The sequence below is a fragment of the Streptomyces sp. AM8-1-1 genome, assembly GCF_032229325.1.
In the GTDB taxonomy this organism is placed as follows: domain Bacteria; phylum Actinomycetota; class Actinomycetes; order Streptomycetales; family Streptomycetaceae; genus Streptomyces; species Streptomyces achmelvichensis.
Window position 1 is genome coordinate 4,497,175 of sequence record NZ_CP135086.1, and the last position, 15,680, is coordinate 4,512,854.

At 71.4% G+C, this 15,680-nt stretch carries 14 protein-coding genes; 6 read left to right on the top strand and 8 right to left on the bottom strand.

All coding sequences use genetic code 11. The features are described from left to right. Positions 1 to 27: 27 nt before the first annotated feature. Positions 28 to 1,236 (bottom strand): sensor histidine kinase, encoded by a 1,209-nt coding sequence (locus tag RPQ07_RS20380; protein ID WP_313945599.1) that lies wholly within the window; start codon positions 1,234 to 1,236, stop codon positions 28 to 30. 234 nt (positions 1,237 to 1,470) lie between these two features. Between RPQ07_RS20380 and RPQ07_RS20385 the strand changes: the two genes are divergently transcribed. Together RPQ07_RS20385 and RPQ07_RS20390 are read left to right on the top strand one after the other, a co-directional pair. Continuing rightward, a complete protein-coding gene (locus RPQ07_RS20385; protein ID WP_313945600.1) occupies positions 1,471 to 2,028 on the top strand; it encodes a GlcG/HbpS family heme-binding protein in 558 nt (185 codons plus the stop codon). A gap of 98 nt (positions 2,029 to 2,126) precedes the next feature. Next, complete coding sequence (locus tag RPQ07_RS20390; protein WP_313945601.1) at positions 2,127 to 3,530, top strand: M1 family metallopeptidase; 1,404 nt, start codon at positions 2,127 to 2,129, stop codon at positions 3,528 to 3,530. A 159-nt stretch (positions 3,531 to 3,689) separates the two neighbouring features. Here RPQ07_RS20390 and RPQ07_RS20395 read toward each other — a convergent pair whose 3' ends face one another. Further along, positions 3,690 to 4,265 carry a TerD family protein gene (locus tag RPQ07_RS20395; protein ID WP_266547139.1) on the bottom strand — a complete coding sequence of 192 codons (576 nt, stop codon included), beginning with the start codon at positions 4,263 to 4,265 and terminating at the stop codon, positions 3,690 to 3,692. Between the two features lie 265 nt (positions 4,266 to 4,530). Between RPQ07_RS20395 and arfB the strand changes: the two genes are divergently transcribed. After that, positions 4,531 to 4,956: an alternative ribosome rescue aminoacyl-tRNA hydrolase ArfB gene (arfB, locus tag RPQ07_RS20400; protein WP_313945602.1), complete on the top strand. Its 426-nt coding sequence runs from the start codon at positions 4,531 to 4,533 to the stop codon at positions 4,954 to 4,956. A gap of 387 nt (positions 4,957 to 5,343) precedes the next feature. Here the strand turns inward: arfB and RPQ07_RS20405 are convergent, their stop codons facing one another. Beyond that, positions 5,344 to 5,898 carry a flavin reductase family protein gene (locus tag RPQ07_RS20405; protein ID WP_313945603.1) on the bottom strand — a complete coding sequence of 185 codons (555 nt, stop codon included), beginning with the start codon at positions 5,896 to 5,898 and terminating at the stop codon, positions 5,344 to 5,346. Positions 5,899 to 6,190: 292 nt separating this feature from the next. Between RPQ07_RS20405 and cdgB the strand changes: the two genes are divergently transcribed. Both cdgB and RPQ07_RS20415 read left to right on the top strand, forming a co-directional pair. Next, positions 6,191 to 7,831 carry a diguanylate cyclase CdgB gene (gene cdgB, locus RPQ07_RS20410; protein WP_313945604.1) on the top strand — a complete coding sequence of 547 codons (1,641 nt, stop codon included), beginning with the start codon at positions 6,191 to 6,193 and terminating at the stop codon, positions 7,829 to 7,831. A 134-nt stretch (positions 7,832 to 7,965) separates the two neighbouring features. Beyond that, positions 7,966 to 8,937: a CBM35 domain-containing protein gene (locus tag RPQ07_RS20415; RefSeq protein ID WP_313945605.1), complete on the top strand. Its 972-nt coding sequence runs from the start codon at positions 7,966 to 7,968 to the stop codon at positions 8,935 to 8,937. A 69-nt stretch (positions 8,938 to 9,006) separates the two neighbouring features. Here RPQ07_RS20415 and RPQ07_RS20420 read toward each other — a convergent pair whose 3' ends face one another. The 5 genes from RPQ07_RS20420 to RPQ07_RS20440 form a co-directional block, all read right to left on the bottom strand. Next, positions 9,007 to 9,852, bottom strand: coding sequence for a class II fructose-bisphosphate aldolase (locus RPQ07_RS20420; protein ID WP_313945606.1), 846 nt, complete (start codon positions 9,850 to 9,852; stop codon positions 9,007 to 9,009). Positions 9,853 to 9,912: 60 nt separating this feature from the next. Beyond that, positions 9,913 to 10,839, bottom strand: coding sequence for a 1-phosphofructokinase family hexose kinase (locus RPQ07_RS20425; RefSeq protein ID WP_313945607.1), 927 nt, complete (start codon positions 10,837 to 10,839; stop codon positions 9,913 to 9,915). A gap of 121 nt (positions 10,840 to 10,960) precedes the next feature. Next, entirely contained in the window at positions 10,961 to 12,118 is a 1,158-nt protein-coding gene (nagA, locus tag RPQ07_RS20430; protein WP_313945608.1) for an N-acetylglucosamine-6-phosphate deacetylase, read from the bottom strand. Next, the gene (locus tag RPQ07_RS20435; RefSeq protein WP_391844802.1) at positions 12,118 to 13,017 is read right to left on the bottom strand and encodes an ROK family protein; all 900 of its coding nucleotides are present in this window, start codon (positions 13,015 to 13,017) and stop codon (positions 12,118 to 12,120) included. The genes nagA and RPQ07_RS20435 overlap by 1 nt, the downstream gene beginning before the upstream one ends. A 186-nt stretch (positions 13,018 to 13,203) precedes the next feature. Next, positions 13,204 to 14,097 (bottom strand): sugar isomerase, encoded by an 894-nt coding sequence (locus RPQ07_RS20440; protein ID WP_313945610.1) that lies wholly within the window; start codon positions 14,095 to 14,097, stop codon positions 13,204 to 13,206. Between the two features lie 304 nt (positions 14,098 to 14,401). Between RPQ07_RS20440 and RPQ07_RS20445 the strand changes: the two genes are divergently transcribed. Continuing rightward, the gene (locus tag RPQ07_RS20445) at positions 14,402 to 15,658 is read left to right on the top strand and encodes an extracellular solute-binding protein (protein WP_413777757.1); all 1,257 of its coding nucleotides are present in this window, start codon (positions 14,402 to 14,404) and stop codon (positions 15,656 to 15,658) included. Positions 15,659 to 15,680: the final 22 nt, after the last annotated feature.

Genomic DNA, 15,680 nt, shown 5'->3' on the forward strand with positions numbered 1-15,680 from the left:
ACCGCTCTCCTCCGGGACGTACCGCGGTCATCGGTCCTCCAGCGGGATCGACGCGGACACCACCGTGCCCTCGCCCGGTGCCGACTCGATCGTCAGGGTGCCGCCCAGCTGACGCACGCGGGCGCGCATCGCCGCCAGACCGTGCCCGCGTCCCCCGGAGGGAGCGTCCGTCGGCGGGGCGAAGCCGTGGCCGTCGTCCGCGATGTCCAGCACCACCTGGTCGTCCAGGTGGCTGAGGGTGAGCGTCGCCGTGGAGGCGCCCGCGTGCTCGGTCACGTTCGCCAGCGCGCCCTGGGCGATGCGCAGCAGCGCCGACTGCACCCGGTCGGGCAGCGGCACGGGGGTTCCGTCGAGATGGAGGCGGACCCGCAGCGTGTCGGTGGACTCGCGCAGGGCCAGGGTGCGCAGCGCCTCGGCGAGTCCGCCGCCCTCGGCCAGGTCGGCGGGTGCGAGGTCGTGCACGAAGCGCCGGGCCTCGGCGAGGCTGCGTTCCGCGATCGACTCGGCGGTACGGACGTGACCGCGTGCGGTCGTCGGATCGCTGTCCCAGGTGCGTTCCGCGGCCTGGAGGAGCATCTGCTGGCTCGACAGGCTCTGCGCGAGGGTGTCGTGGATCTCCATGGACAGCCGCTCGCGTTCGGCGAGCGTGCCCTCGCGGCGTTCGGTGGCGGCCAGGCGTTCGGCCTGCCGCCGCATGTGGAGGAAGACGGCGGTGGCGAGGACGGTGACGGCCGGTGGTACGAGGAAGAGGTTCGGGTCGACGTCGTCGGAGATCCGCCATTCGGCGATCATCACCAGCGCGCACAGCACGCCGACGAGCGCGACGGCCGCGCGGGTGGGCAGGGTCCGCAGGACGGTGTAGATCAGAGGGACGGCGCACCAGGCGAAGCTGGGGGCGAGCAGCACGATGACGACCCAGCAGGTGACGATCGCGCCGAGCAGGACGAGCGCGGGCCGCCCGGGGCGCCGGGCGATCAGCCGGTGGCCGGCGAGCTGGAGTACGGCGAGGGTGATGCCGAGTCCGACGACCCACGGCAGCCGCGGGCTGTCGGGGTGCTTGAGGAGATAGCGCAGCAGCGATCCGGCGAGGAGGGCGAGGAAGGCGGTGTTCATCACCGTCGCCAGCCATCGGTCGTCCGCGTCCCGGCCGCTGTGGTCGTCCCCGGCGCCGGAGGCCCGGCTGTCGGCAGGCCCGCTGTCGGGGGCCCGTCCGGCGGCGGGCGGTGCGTGCGACATCGTCTTGTCTCCCGGGGATCTCCTCGTGGGCCGGCTCGTCCTGCTTCGCATCGTGACCCGGCGGGACCGTCCCCGCATCGACCGTTCGGCTGACCCGGCCGTCATCCATCATGCCTGCGTTCACCAGCCGCTACGCCGACCGCCAGGCCCCGGATCCGGCCCGAGGATCGATGGCAGAGGGGGACACCTCCGCTTCCCCGCCCTTCTCCGTACTCACCCCAGGAGCCGACGATCATGAAGAAGATGTCTCTGCGTGCCCGTGTCCTGACCGGCGCTGTCGCCGCCGCCGCGCTCGGCGCGGGAACGTTCGGTGCGGTGACGGCGAACGCCTCCGCGCCGGCCGCCGAGTCGCTCGCCGCGGTGAGCGCCGACCCGGCGAACCGCAACCTCCAGCAGTCCACGCATCTGACCGTCGACGCGGCGGCCAAGGCCGCTCAGGCCGCGCTGGACGCCGCCGAGAAGGCCGGACAGCGCGTCACGGTCGCTGTCGTCGACCGCAACGGCAACACCCTGGTCACCCTGCGCGGTGACGGCGCCGGTCCGCAGTCGTACGAGTCGGCGGAGAAGAAGGCGTTCACCGCGGTCTCCTGGAACGCGCCCACCTCCGAGCTCGCCAAGCGCCTGGCGCAGGCCCCGAACCTGAAGGACATTCCCGGCACGCTGTTCCTCGCGGGCGGCGTCCCGGTGCAGGCCAAGGGTGCTCCGATCGCGGGTATCGGGGTGGCCGGTGCGCCGAGCGGCGACCTGGACGAGCAGTTCGCCGCGGCGGGCGTGGCGGCGCTCGGCCGCTGATGTGTCTGTCAACTTCCGTCGACGGCACCGGAGTTGGCGCAGGACATGCCGTGCGAACCCCTGGTGGTCGGTACATGTCCCGCCTCTAGGATCGGGACATGTACCGAAGACGCCTCTTTCCGGTCGCGATGTCCGCCGCAGCGATGCTGCTGCTCACGGGTTGCCCGAGTCTCAACGGTGCCGGACATCCGGAGGTGCACGGCAAGCCGGGGGCGGCCGGGGCGGGGGACCCGCTGTTCGCGAAGCTGGGCAACGGCGGTTATGACGTCAGCCATTACGGTCTGACGCTCGATTACGACCCGGAGACCGGCCGTCTCGCGGGCACCGCCGAAATCATCGCGAAGGCGACGCAGGACCTGAGCGCCTTCAACCTCGATCTGCACGGGCTCACCGTCGACAGCGTCACCCTCGGGGCCCGTAAGGCCGCGGTCGACCGGGCGGGCGACGAGGTGACGGTGCACCTGGACAAGGCCGTGCCCAAGGGGGGCCGGGTGCGGGCGGTCGTCCGCTACTCCGGCACCCCCCGGACCGTCGTCGACGTCGACAATGCCGAGGAGGGCTGGCTGCGGACCGCGGACGGCGCGCTGGCGGTCGGTCAGCCGGCGGGCTCGATGGCGTGGTTCCCGGGCAACCATCACCCGAGCGACAAGGCCACCTACGACATCAAGATCACTGTGCCGAAGGGGCTCCAGGGCATCTCCAACGGAGTGCTGCACGACCAGTACTCCACGGGTGACAAGACCACGTTCTTCTGGAAGTCCGAGCACGTGATGCCGTCGTACGCGGCGACGGTCGCGATCGGCCGCTACGACCTGACGCCGTCCGCGTTGCCCCGCACCGGTCAGCCTGTCATCACCGCGGTCGACCCGGCGGTGGCGGAGGAGACCGAGGAACTGCTCACCCAGGTCCCCACGATGATGAGCTGGTCGGCGAAGAAGTTCGGCCGGTATCCCTTCGGGGCCTTCGGTGTGATCGTCGTCCCCGACGGCGAGGTGGGTTACGCCCTGGAGACGCAGACCCGTCCCGTCTTCCCGGTGGGCGAGTTCAAGGAGGAGGTACTCGTCCACGAGATCGCCCACCAGTGGTACGGCAACTCCGTGACGCCGAAGACGTGGAAGGACATGTGGCTCAACGAGGGCTTCGCGACCTACGCGCAGTGGCTCTGGGACGAGGACTACAACGACGTACCGGCGCAGGAGAGCTTCGAGGAGGCCTTCGCCGACGACGCCAACTGGGGGTTCCCCGCCGCCGATCCGCCGAGCGCGGCGGACATCTCCGAGGACCCGGTGTACTGGCGGGGCGCGATGGTCCTGCACAAGGTCCGTGAGGCGGTGGGCGACCCGATGTTCTTCAGGATCCTGCCGCTGTGGGCTCAGACGCGGATGTACGGCAACGCGTCGACCGCCGACTTCACGTCGTACGTGGAGAAGATGTCGGGCAAGGATCTGGACGCGGTGTGGGACACCTGGCTGTACGGCGAGGAGAAGCCGGACGCGCCGTGACGGCGGGGGCAGGTGAGTTGAGCGATGGACGTCCTGGCTCTGAACGTGCTGGCTCTGAACGCCCGGGCTGTGTACGCGGCTTTGTACGACGGAAGCCCGCGGCCGGTGCGGCCGCGGGCTTCCCCGCCGAGGCGGACGTCGTTACGTCGACGGTGAGGATCAGAGGTTGACGCCGAAGTCGCGGGCGATGCCCTCCAGGCCCGAGGCGTACCCCTGGCCGACCGCGCGGAACTTCCACTCCGCGCCATTGCGGTACAGCTCGCCGAAGACCATCGCGGTCTCGGTGGCCGCGTCCTCGCTCAGGTCGTAGCGCGCGAGCTCGGCGCCGCCGGCCTGGTTGACGATACGGATGTAGGCGTTGCGCACCTGGCCGAAGTTCTGGCTGCGGGTGACGGCGTCGTAGATGGAGACCGGGAAGACGATCTTGTCGACGTCGGCGGGCAGGCCCGCGAGGTTGACGTTGATCTGCTCGTCGTCGCCGCCGCCCTCGCCCGTGCGGTTGTCGCCGGTGTGGACGATGGTCTGGTCCGGCGTCGCCTTGTTGTTGAAGAAGACGAAGTGGGCGTCGGAGGCCACCTTGCCGCCGGGGTTGACGCCGATCGCCGAGGCGTCGAGGTCGAAGTCGGTGCCGGTGGTGGTGCGGACGTCCCAGCCGAGGCCGACCGTGACGGCGGTCAGGCCCGGTGCCTCCTTGGTGAGCGAGACGTTGCCGCCCTTGGACAGGCTTACTGCCATTGGGATGTCCCCTTCGTGTTCGAGTGTGCGGGCTTCGAGCCCTCCCGAAGCTACCGTCACCCGACATAACGCGGGCAGGGGACTGCGAGGTTCCATGCGAAGAGGTTCCATGCGGATTCCGTACGGAAGCGGCCCGCCGGGTTTCTGCGGGTTCCGCCACGTTCCGCCGGGTTCGCCACCGGATCGCGCCGTGTGCCGCGGGATTGCGCCGGACGGCGTCGAAAACGGGGTGACGCGAAAGGCGCGGGCAGGCGACCATGGACACATGTCCGGGCCCTACATCATCCGCGGTTCGGTCTCCCTGCCGGAGGCCGAGCTCATCTGGCGTTTCTCCCGGTCGTCCGGGCCCGGCGGCCAGCACGTCAACACCAGTGACTCGCAGGTCGAGCTGCGCTTCGACCTGGCGAACACGGACTCGCTGCCGCAGGTCTGGAAGGACCGCGCGCTGGAGCGGCTCGCGGGGCGGCTGGTCGGCGGTGTGATCGCGGTCCGCGCGTCCGAGCACCGCTCTCAGTGGCGCAACCGGGAGACCGCGGCGGTCCGGCTGGCGGCCCTGCTCGCCGAGGCGACGGCGCCGCCGCCGAAGCCGCGACGGGCGACGAGGATTCCGCGCGGCATCAACGAACGGCGGCTGCGGGAGAAGAAGCAGCGGGCGGAGACGAAGCGGGGCCGCGCGGGGCGGGACTGGTAGTTCCGGCCAGGCCCCGGGCCCCGGGCCGTGACCCGCCTGCCGATCGCGCCGGTCCGCGCGCCTCGGTACCGCTGAGCGAGCCGTGTCCTCAAGCGCCGGACGAGCCGGGTGCGCTGGTCGTGTCCTCAAGCGCCGGACGGGCTGGGTTGCGGGCCCTGTCCTTCAACTGTGGGCGGGCGCGCTGTACGGCTTGTCCTCAGGCGCCGGATGGGCGTGTTGTACGGCTTGTGTCTGCCCGCGCCGGACGATCCGGGTGCGCTGGTCGTGTCCTCAAGCGCCGGACGAGCGGGTGCGCTGGCCGTGTCCGCCCGCGCCGGACAGGCTTCATGTACGGCCTCTGCGCTCACGTGCCCGACAGGCCGGCACACGGCCCCGCGCCGCCGCCCGTCAGTTCAACTGGCGGTACCTGCCCCGGAAATACGTCAGCGGGCCGCCCTCCCCGCTCGGCAGGTTCGCCTCCAGGACCCGGGCGATCACCAGGGTGTGGTCGCCCGCCACCACCCGCTGTTCCGTACGGCACTCCAGCGTCGCCAGCGCACCGCCGACCAGCAGCGCACCGCTCACCTCGCCCCGGACGTAGGGGATGTCCTCGAACAGCAGCCGGTCGCTGATCCGGCCCTTCATCGCGAAGCGGCCCGCGATGTGACGCTGGCTCTCGGACAGCACCGAGACCCCCCACAGCGGCTGTTCCGCCAGCAGGTCGTCCATCCGGGAGCCGTCGCGCAGGCTCACCATCACCAGCGGGGGTTCCAGCGACACCGAGAGGAACGCGGTCGCGGTCATGCCGACGTCCTCGCCGCGCGGGCCGTCGTCGGCGTCGTACGCGGTCACCAGCACCACACCCGCGGCGAGCCGGGACATGGCTGCGCGGAAATCCTCGTTCGTCACCCCCTCAGGATGGGGGATGACGGCGGGCGCGGAGGCAGGGGTCGTCGGAAGCACACCGGGAACGCTAACCTCGGCCGTCCCGGACCCGCATCGGGCCCGGGGACCAGGCAGGACCTAGGTCCAGCGGCCGGGATTTGCGTTCCGGGAAGGCCGGGAAAGTCCGAGCGCACATCCACCCGCCACCGCAACCCCTGGTCATTTGATGTGACTTGAGTCACAGAGTGCACTATTTGTTGACCCTGTGTACCGAGTGGACAGCTCGCTGTGATTCAGTGGCCGTGATACCGCAACGAGAAGGCCGATCAGAACCCTGGAGTTTGCTGTCGAGGTCTCGGGGAGAGCGAGCATGGAGACCGAGTCGGAGCCCTACGTCCGTCTTGCGACCCTGCGGCAGCTGCACAAGGTGGTCGCCGACCTCAACACGGCCCGCAGCCTGGCCGACACCCTGCAGACCGTCGCCGACGGGATCGTGGCGGGACTCGGCTACGAGCTGGCGTGTGTGAACCTCGTACGCCCCGACGGTGATCTCGTGGTCGCCGCGTTCGCCGGCAGTGCGGCCGCCGAGGCCCTGATCACCGGCCGGGTCGGCTCGCGTCCCTCGTGGGAGCGCCGGTTGTCCATGGGTGAGGCCTGGGGCGAGCTGCGGTTCATCCCGCACACCGAGGGCTGGGTGCTCATCGAGGACGACGTGCCGCAGTGGCACACCGAAGGTCCCGATCCCCGCTTCGAGGACGAGTGGCACCCCCAGGACCGGCTCTACGCGCCGATGTACGCGTCGGGCGGCGGCCGTGAACTCCTCGGAGTCATCTCGGTGGACCGGCCGCGCAACGGCCGCCGTCCGGGTCCGTGGGGCCAGGAAGCCCTCCAGATGTACGCGTCCCAGGCGGCGATTGCGATCAGCAACGCCCGGCTGCGAGCAAACATGCAGCGGGCGCTGGTCCGCCTGGAACGCGAGCAGCAGGCGCTGCGCGCGAGCGAGGAGTCGTTTCGCCAGGCCTTCGAGTACGCGCCCAGCGGGATGGCGATCGCGGAGATGGGCGGCGATCAGCACGGCAGGCTGCTGCGCACCAACGACGCGCTGTGCCGGCTGCTGGGGCGGCCGGCGTCGGCGATGCGGCGCTACTCCTTCGCCGACCTGGTGCACCCCGAGGACGTCGGCACACTGCTGCGGACCTCCGCCGAGGGCGGGCGGGCCGAGCTGCGGCTGGGGCGGCGGGACGGTTCGTACGTCTGGGTCTCACTGCGGAACTCCGTGGTCGCCGACACCGCCGACGGGCCGCGTTTTCTGCTCACGCACGTCGAGGACATCGAGGACCGCAAGCGGCACGAGCTCCAGCTGGCGCACCGGGCCTCGCACGACGCGTTGACCGGGCTGCCCAACAGCGCCGAGCTGCGGTCCCGGCTCAGCTCCCGGCTGTGCGAGCGGCCGCACGGGGCGCGGGAGGCGGCGATCGAGGCGCTGGACGCGGCGTACGACGCCGACCCCGACACGATCTTTCACACCGAGGGCTTCGACTTCGGGCCGGTGGGCGTGCCCTACGACCACCATGTGCACACGATCGCGCCGGACAGTGAGATCGACGACGGTACGAAGGGGCTCGCGGTTCTCTTCTGCGACCTGGACGGCTTCAAGTCGATCAACGACCGGTTCGGGCACCAGACCGGCGACGCGGTGCTGGTCGAGGTCGCGCGCCGGCTGACGACGGGTGTGCGCGAGGGGGACACCGTCGCGCGGCTCGGGGGTGACGAATTCGTCGTCCTCGCCGACGGCCTGGGAGCGGCGGACGCCGCTGACCTGGCCGTTCGCCTGCGGAACGCCATCATCCTGCCGATCCGGGTGGACGGCCGGGGTGTGCGGGTCGGGGCGAGCTTCGGCATCGGCTGGGCGAGCTGCGGGATGTCCGTGGACGAGGTCCTGCAGTCCGCCGACCAGCGGATGTACGTGGAGAAGCGGTCCCGGGCGAAGGTGCACCGCCGCGCGGGCTGAGGGTGAGCGGCCGCGCCCGCGGACGAAGGGCGGGCGGGCCGGATGAGGCCAAGGCCACCCATGTGGTTACTCCGAACCGGGTAGGCTCGCCCGCGTCGGCGTTGTGCTGACGAGATGGTGAGGAGTGACTAGGGATGACGGCCGCGAACAACGGCGCGAGCACGCCCGAGGACGACGATCCGTTCGGCTACCTCTACGAGGACGGCCGGGCAGCGGGCGCGACACCGCCTGGACAGGGCCGCGGTTACGGCTACCCGGGTCCGGCGGCGCAGCCCGGTGTCCCCAGAACCTCTTACAACCAGGTGCGGACGGTCGGCGAGCGTCAGTACGGCCAGCAGGTCCCGCAGCAGCAGACGTATGCGCAGCAGGGCCAGCCGACGGCGCAGTACGCGGCCCCGGAGACCTACCCCGGCGGCGCGCCCACCCGCCAGACCCCGCTCCCGGGCACCCCGAGCCACAGCGGTGGCCACGGCGGCGGCCGCAGCGGCGGTCCGAACACCAAGGGCCTGCTGATCGGCGCGATCGCGGTGGTGGCGGTCGTGGTGATCGGCATCGCGGCGGCGCTGATGACGGGCGGCGGCGAGGACGACAAGGCGGACGGCTCGGGCAAGCCGGGCGGCGACGCGACGGCGGGGGAGTCGGTGGAGCCGAGCGGTGAGGCGTCGGACCGTCCGGCGGACCCCCCGCTGCCCAAGCAGGACGCGGCGACGCTCCAGCTCGGTGCGCCCGCGGTGCTCGCCAAGGACATCAAGGGTGCGGAAGGCGCCGGCGGCGCGTACGTCACCGGGTTCAACGCCCCGGGTGCTTCGGTCACCTGGAAGGCGAGTGTCAGCGAGGAGAAGACGTACCGCCTGTATGTGCGTTACGCCATCCCCGCGCAGGACGCCAACGCCACCCTGACCGTGAACGGCAAGGCGAACACCAACCCGCTGGGCCTGAAGAACTTCGTCAAGTCCTCGGACCCGAACTGGGAGAAGAACTGGCAGACCACATGGGCGCCGGTCAATCTCCAGAAGGGTGAGAACGAGATCAAGATCTCGTGCGAGGCGGGCAATCAGTGCAACGCCATCCTCGACTGGCTCCAGGTCAGCGACGGGGCGATCTAGCCCTCCCGAAGGTGCTCCGCCCGGTGGCCCGGGCGGAGCCGAGTGATGGGCACGGGCCCGGCCCGGCCGTCACAGCAGCCCCAGGAACCCCGCCACCACTGACGACATCGCCTCCCGTGCCGGTGCCAGGTACTTCCTCGGGTCCACCGTCTTCGCGTCCGCGTCAAGGAACGCGCGTACCGCTCCCGTGAACGCCGTGTTCAGGGCCGTGCCGACGTTGATCTTGACCATGCCCGCTGCCACCGCCGCGCGGATCTCCTCGTCCGGGACGCCCGATGAGCCGTGCAGAACCAGGGGGACCGGGACCGCCTCGCGCAGGGCGGCGATCAGGGTGTGGTCGAGCGTCGCCGTGCGCTGTGTCATCGCGTGGCTGGAGCCGACCGCGACGGCCAGTGCGTCCACTCCCGTCGCCGTGACGTAGGCCGCCGCCTCCTCGGGGTCGGTCCGGACGCCGGGGGCGTGGGCGTCGAGGGGGGCCTCGCCCTCCTTGCCGCCGACCTTGCCCAGTTCCGCCTCGATCCACAGGCCCCGTTCGTGGGCCCAGCGCACCGCGTCCTCCGTGGCCTCGATGTTCCGTCCGTGAGCGAGCCGTGAGGCGTCGTACATCACCGAGCTGAAGCCCTCGTCGGCCGCCGACCGCAGCAGGGCCCCGGTGACGACATGGTCGAGGTGGAGCGAGAGCGGCGCGGAGGAGGCGCGGGCGACGGCTGCCGTCGCGGCGGCGATCGCGGAGAGGGTGCCGCCGTGGAACTTCACCGCGTTCTCGGAGATCTGGAGGATCGCGGGCGCTCCCGCCGTCTCCGCTCCGGCCGCGATCGCCTCCGCGTGCTCCAGCGTGATGACGTTGAAGGCGGCGATCCCGCGGCCTTCGGCCGCCGCGGCCGAGACCAGGTCACCGGTGTTGACGAGGGGCATGGTGCGTCTCACTTCCCGGGCGCCTGGCCCGATTGTCCGGGCCGCTGCCCTGGTGGTGGCTCACGCCGCGGTCGCGTCTTCGGTCACGGTGACCCGCGGCAGCAGTTCCTCGTACGCGGTGGGGTCGAACTCGCCTGCCGCCGGGGCCAGTACGGTCGCCGCCGACAGGGCGACCGCGCGGGCCAGCCGGTCCGGCCAGGGCAGTCCCTCGACGAGTCCCGCGAGCAGGGCCGCGACCACCGAGTCCCCGGCGCCCGTCGGGTTGCCCTGTACGGGAGCCGGCGGAGCGGCCTGCCATATGCCGTCCGGGGTGGCCGCGAGCAGGCCCTCGGGGCCGAGGGAGGCGATGACGGCGTGGGCTCCGCGGCGGCGCGCGTCCCGGGCGGCGCGCAGCGGTTCGCGGGAGCCGGTGAGCCGGGCCAGTTCGTCGGCGTTCGGCTTGGCGAGGTCGGGGCGGGCGGCGATGCCGCGGCGCAGGGGTTCGCCGCTGGTGTCGAGGAGGGTGGGGACGCCCGCGGCGCGTGCTCTGCGGACGAGTTCGGCGTATGCGCCGACGTGGATGCCGGGCGGCAGGCTGCCGCACAGGGCTACCGCGTCGGCGTCCCGCAGGAGGGTCTCGTAGGCGGCGAGGAAGGCCGTCCACTCCGTGGGCGTGACGGTGGGGCCCGCTTCGTTCAGCTGGGTGGTGTCGCCGGTCGCGGCGTCGACGACGGCGACCGTGCGGCGGGTGCTGCCCTCGATGGGTACGAGCGCGTCGCGCGGGGGCAGCGGGGCGAGCAGTTCGCGCAGGACGGTGCCGACGGATCCGCCGACGAAGCCGGTGACGACGCTCTCGTGGCCGAGCGCGGCGAGTACCCGGGCCACGTTGAGCCCCTTGCCGCCGGGGCGTTCGCCGACCCGGTCGACGCGGTGACTGGTGTGCGGGGTGAGGGCGTCGACCGTGTAGGTGATGTCGAGTGCGGTGTTGAGCGTGACCGTCAGGATCACCCGGTGACACCCCTTCGGAACGCGTGAGCGGTATCCGTACGGGTCCTGATCATGCCAAACACAGGGCGGTCGGCCCAGCCCCCCGGCCAACCGCCTTGCCATGTTCCGTGGCGAAATGCCGCTACTTGGGGTCAATCACCCATTCGCCCTTGCGCATCACGCCGACCAGCGTGAAGTCCTCGTCCAGCACCACGAGGTCCGCGTCCTTGCCGGGTTCCAGCGAGCCGATCGTGTCGTCCATGCCGAGCAGCCTCGCGGGGTTGGCCGAGATCGCCCGGACGATGTCCTCCACGGGCAGCCGGTCCACGGTCGCCGCGCGCCGGAACGCTGTGTCGAGGGTGAGGGTCGAGCCGGCGATCGAGCCGCCGTCGACGAGACGGGCCACTCCGTCGGTGACGTCGACCGCGAGCGGGCCGAGCTGGTAGCGGCCGTCACCGAAGCCCGCCGCGTCCATCGCGTCGGTGATGAAGGCGACGCGGTGCGCGCCGGCGCGGTGGAAGGCGAGTTCGAGGGCGGCGGGGTGCAGATGCGTGCCGTCGTTGATCAGCTCGACGGTGACCCGCTCGTCCTCCAGCAGCGCGGCGATCGGCCCGGGTGCGCGGTGGCCGAGCGGGGGCATCGCGTTGAACAGGTGGGTCGCCACGGTCGCGCCCGCCTCGATGGCCTCGACGGTCTGCTCGTAGGTCGCGTCGGTGTGTCCGATCGCGGCGATCACGCCGTGGTCGGCGAGCAGGCGTACGGAGTCGATGCCGCCGGGCAGTTCGGTGGCCAGCGTCACCATGCGGGCGGTGCCGCGGGCCGCGTCGACGAGCCTGCGCACAGAGGCCGGGTCCGGGTCGCGCAGCAGGTCCTCGCTGTGTGCGCCCTTGCGGCACGGCGAGATGAACGGTCCTTCGAAGTGGATGCCCGCGAGGTCGCCCTGCTCGACGAGTTCGGACAGGAACCCGGCGCGGCGGGCGAGGAAGTCCATCTCGCCGGTGACGGTGGAGGCGACGAGCGTGGTCGTGCCGTGCTCGTGGTGGGTCCGCACGCCGCGCAGGACGTCCTCGGCGCTGCCGCTGGTGAAGGACGCCCCGCCGCCGCCGTGGTTGTGGATGTCGACGAAGCCGGGGACGACCCAGTGGCCGGACAGATCGCGGACGGGCGCGCTGTCGGGTGCCGCGGCGACGATCTTCGTGCCCTCGACGGAGATCCGCCCACCGTCGACGGTCCCGGTCGGCAGGACCACCCGGGCGCCGGTCAGAACGGTGCTGTCGGCGCGTACGGCGCTTGCGGCCATTAGGTGGTTACCTCCGAGTCGGTGGCGAGCAGATCCCAGGCGAGCAGTCCCGCGCCCAGGCATCCGGCGGTGTCCCCGAGGGCTGCGGGGACGATGGCGGGCAGTTTCTGGAAGGTGACGCGCTTCTCTACGGCTGCCCGCAGCGGTGTGAACAAGGTTTCCCCCGCCTCCGCGAGACCGCCACCGATGATCAGGGTGCGGGGGTCCAGGAGGGTGAGCGCGGTGACGAGGCCGGCGGCCAGGGCGTCGACCGCGTCGGCCCATACGGCGGCGGCCTTCGGGTCGCCGGACTCGACGGCCTTGGCGCAGTCCGCGGCGTCGGCCTGCGGGTCGCCGCTCGCCGCCGCCCAGGCGCGGGTGACGGCCGCGGCGGAGGCGAGGGTCTCCAGACAGCCGCGCTGGCCGCAGCCGCAGTCGGGGCCGTCGGGGCGTACGACGATGTGGCCGATCTCGCCGGCGTATCCGTGGGCTCCCGCCTCGATCGCCCCGGCGATGCCGATGGCGCCGGCGATGCCGGTGCCGAGCGGGACGAAGAAGAACCGGTCGGCTCCCTTGCCGGCGCCGATGCGGCCTTCGGCGAGTCCGCCGGTGCGCACGTCGTGGCCGAGGGCGACGGGCACGCCGTCCAGCCGCTCGCTGAGGAGGTCGCGCATGGGGACGTCGCGCCAGCCGAGGTTCGCGGCGTAGACGGCGATGCCGTGTTCGGCGTCGATGATGCCGGGCACGGCGACACCCGCGGCGACGGCGCTCTCGCCGAGGTGTTCGCCGCCGTACGCGCGCAGCTCGACGGCGAAGTCGAGGATCGACCGGACGACCGCGTCGGGCCCGCGCTCGCGGCCGGTGGCGCGGCGGGCCTCGTACAGGAGCGTGCCGTCCGCCCCGACGAGGGCGGCTTTCATGCCGGTGCCGCCCACATCGAGGGCGATGACGTGTCTCACGGAGACAGTCTGGCGCGAGAGTGGCAGAAAGGTCTAGTCCACTGCGTCCGATTGTTGCGTGAGCGTACAAACTCCGGGGGTGCGGACACGTGTCTGCGCGCCCCCGGAGCCGCCGCGGGCCCAGGGCCCCGGCTCAGCGGATCCGCCTCACGTCAGGATCACGCTGCGCGTCAGGTTCCTCGGCCGGTCCGGGTCGAAGCCCTTGGACTCCGCCAGGATCACCGCGAGACGCTGCGCGCGGATCAGGTCGGCCAGCGGGTCCGCCCCCTGGTTCGCGACCAGCGTGCCGCCCACCCGTGAGACGTCCACCGACAGGCCGTCCGGCAGTGCACCGAACACCCAGGCCACCCGGCCCGGACCGGTGATCGAGATCGGCCCGTGGCGGTACTCCATCGCCGGGTACGACTCCGTCCAGGCGCCCGCCGCCTCCCGCATCTTCAGTCCCGCCTCCAGGGCGAGCCCGTAGGTCCAGCCGCGGCCGAGGAACGTCCACTGCTCCGCGCCGAGGACCGCCTCCGGCAGCGGTTCGGTGACCGCGAGTTCCGCGTCCACGGCCGCCTCGGCGACCGTCTTGACGCCGGGGATGTCGCCGAGGCCCGCCCGCAGGAACGCCAGGGCCGTCGTCGCGAACCGGGTCTGGACGACCGAGTCCTCGTCCGCCCAGTCCAGCACCGCCACCGAGTCCGCGGCCTCCATCACCGGCGTCTTGGGGTCCGCGGTGAGTGCCAGCGTCGGCACCCTGCCCTTCAGCGCGGTCAGCAGCTCCAGGACCTCGGTCGTGGTGCCGGAACGGGTGATCGCGACCACCCGGTCGTAGGACCGGCCGGCCGGGAACTCGGACGAGGCGAACGCGTCGGTCTCGCCGAGCCCCGCCGCCTCCCGCAGCGCCGCGTAGGCGATCGCCATGAACCAGGACGTCCCGCAGCCGGTGACGGCCACGCGCTCACCCGGCCGCGGAAATCCGTCGAAGGCGGCGGCGGCGTCGGCCGCCCGGCGCCAGCAGGTGGGCTGAGTGGCTATCTCTGCTGCGGTACGGGACATGCGGCAAGGCTCCTAGCGCGTACGCGGACGGGGGACCGGTATCGGCCTCGTGCTGCCGAAACGGCCTGGCAGGTCGTGCTTAGCAGGCCGCGGCGGAAGCGGGCAATGCTGACCCTGAGTGGGACAGACGTTGCAGAAGAGATACCGCGTGGAGTAGACCTCTACCCTTCGCATGGTGAAAAATCGTCGCTCATCTCGCGAGACGTCACGGGGGACGTCGTGCGGGGCGGACGGGGGGACGGTCGGGGGACCAAATCCAACAAGCAGCAGAGGGTGGGGCAAGAGAGTTGTGCACCGGCATTTCTTGGGTCTGACAGCGGCGGTCGCCGCGCTCGGTATGACGGTTGCCCTCGCGGGCTGCGGCAGCTCCGGCGGTTCCTCGGACGTCACCCTCACCTTCGTGGCCGCGGACTACGACGTCGCGGGCGGCGAGAGCAGCAAGAAGTACTGGGCCGACCTCGCGGCCGCGTTCGAGGCCGAGAACCCCGGCATCAAGATCGACGTCCGGATCGAGTCCTGGAACGACGTCGACCGCAAGGTCGCCGAGATGGTCAAGGCCGACAAGGCCCCGGACATCGCGCAGATCGGCGCGTACGCCGACTACGCCGCCACCGGCAAGCTCTACACCGCCGACCAACTGCTCTCCATCCCCGTGCAGTCCAACTTCCTCGGCCCGCTCGTCGACGCCGGCGAGCAGAAGCGTGTGCAGTACGGCCTGCCCTTCGTCGCCTCCACCCGGCTGCTCTTCTACAACAAGAAGCTGTTCAAGGAAGCCGGGATCAAGGGCGAGCCGACGACCTGGGAGGAGCTGCGCGAGGATGCCGAGAAGCTCGCGCAGAACACGGACGTCAAGTACCCCTTCGCGCTGCCGCTCGGGCCCGAGGAGGCCCAGGCCGAGACCATGATGTGGCTGCTCAGCGGCGGTGACGGCTACGTCGACCCGGTCGGCAGATACGCGATCGACTCCACGCAGAACATATCGACCCTCGAGTGGGTGAAGACCAACCTCGTGGAGAAGGAGCTCACCGGCCCCGTCGCGCCGGGCAAGCTCAACCGCAAGGACGCCTTCGCCGCCTTCACCCGCGGCGAGGTCGGGATGCTCAACGGCCACCCCTCGCTGATGAAGGCCGCGGCCAAGGCGAACATCGAGCTCGGCAAGGTGGCCATGCCCGGCCGCACCGGCAAGCCGAAGGCCGCGATGGGCGTCGCCGACTGGATCATGGGCTTCAAGCAGAACGGCCACAAGGTCGAGATCGGCAAGTTCCTGGACTTCGTCTTCGACGACAAGAACGTCCTCGACTTCGCCGGACAGAACGATCTGCTGCCGGTGACGATCTCCGCGTCCGAGGCGATGCAGAAGGACCCGGAGCACCAGGATCTGAAGGAGTTCCTCCAGGAACTGCCGACCTCGGTCCTGCCGCCCGTCGGCAAGACCTCGTGGGCCGCCGTGAGCGAGAGCGTCAAGCAGAACATCGGCAAGGCGGTCGATCCCGAGGGAGACCCGCAGACCGTGCTGCGCCAGATCTCCCAGAAGGCGACGACCGAGGAGAACGCCGAGTAACGCGCCCCTGCCGGCGCCGGTG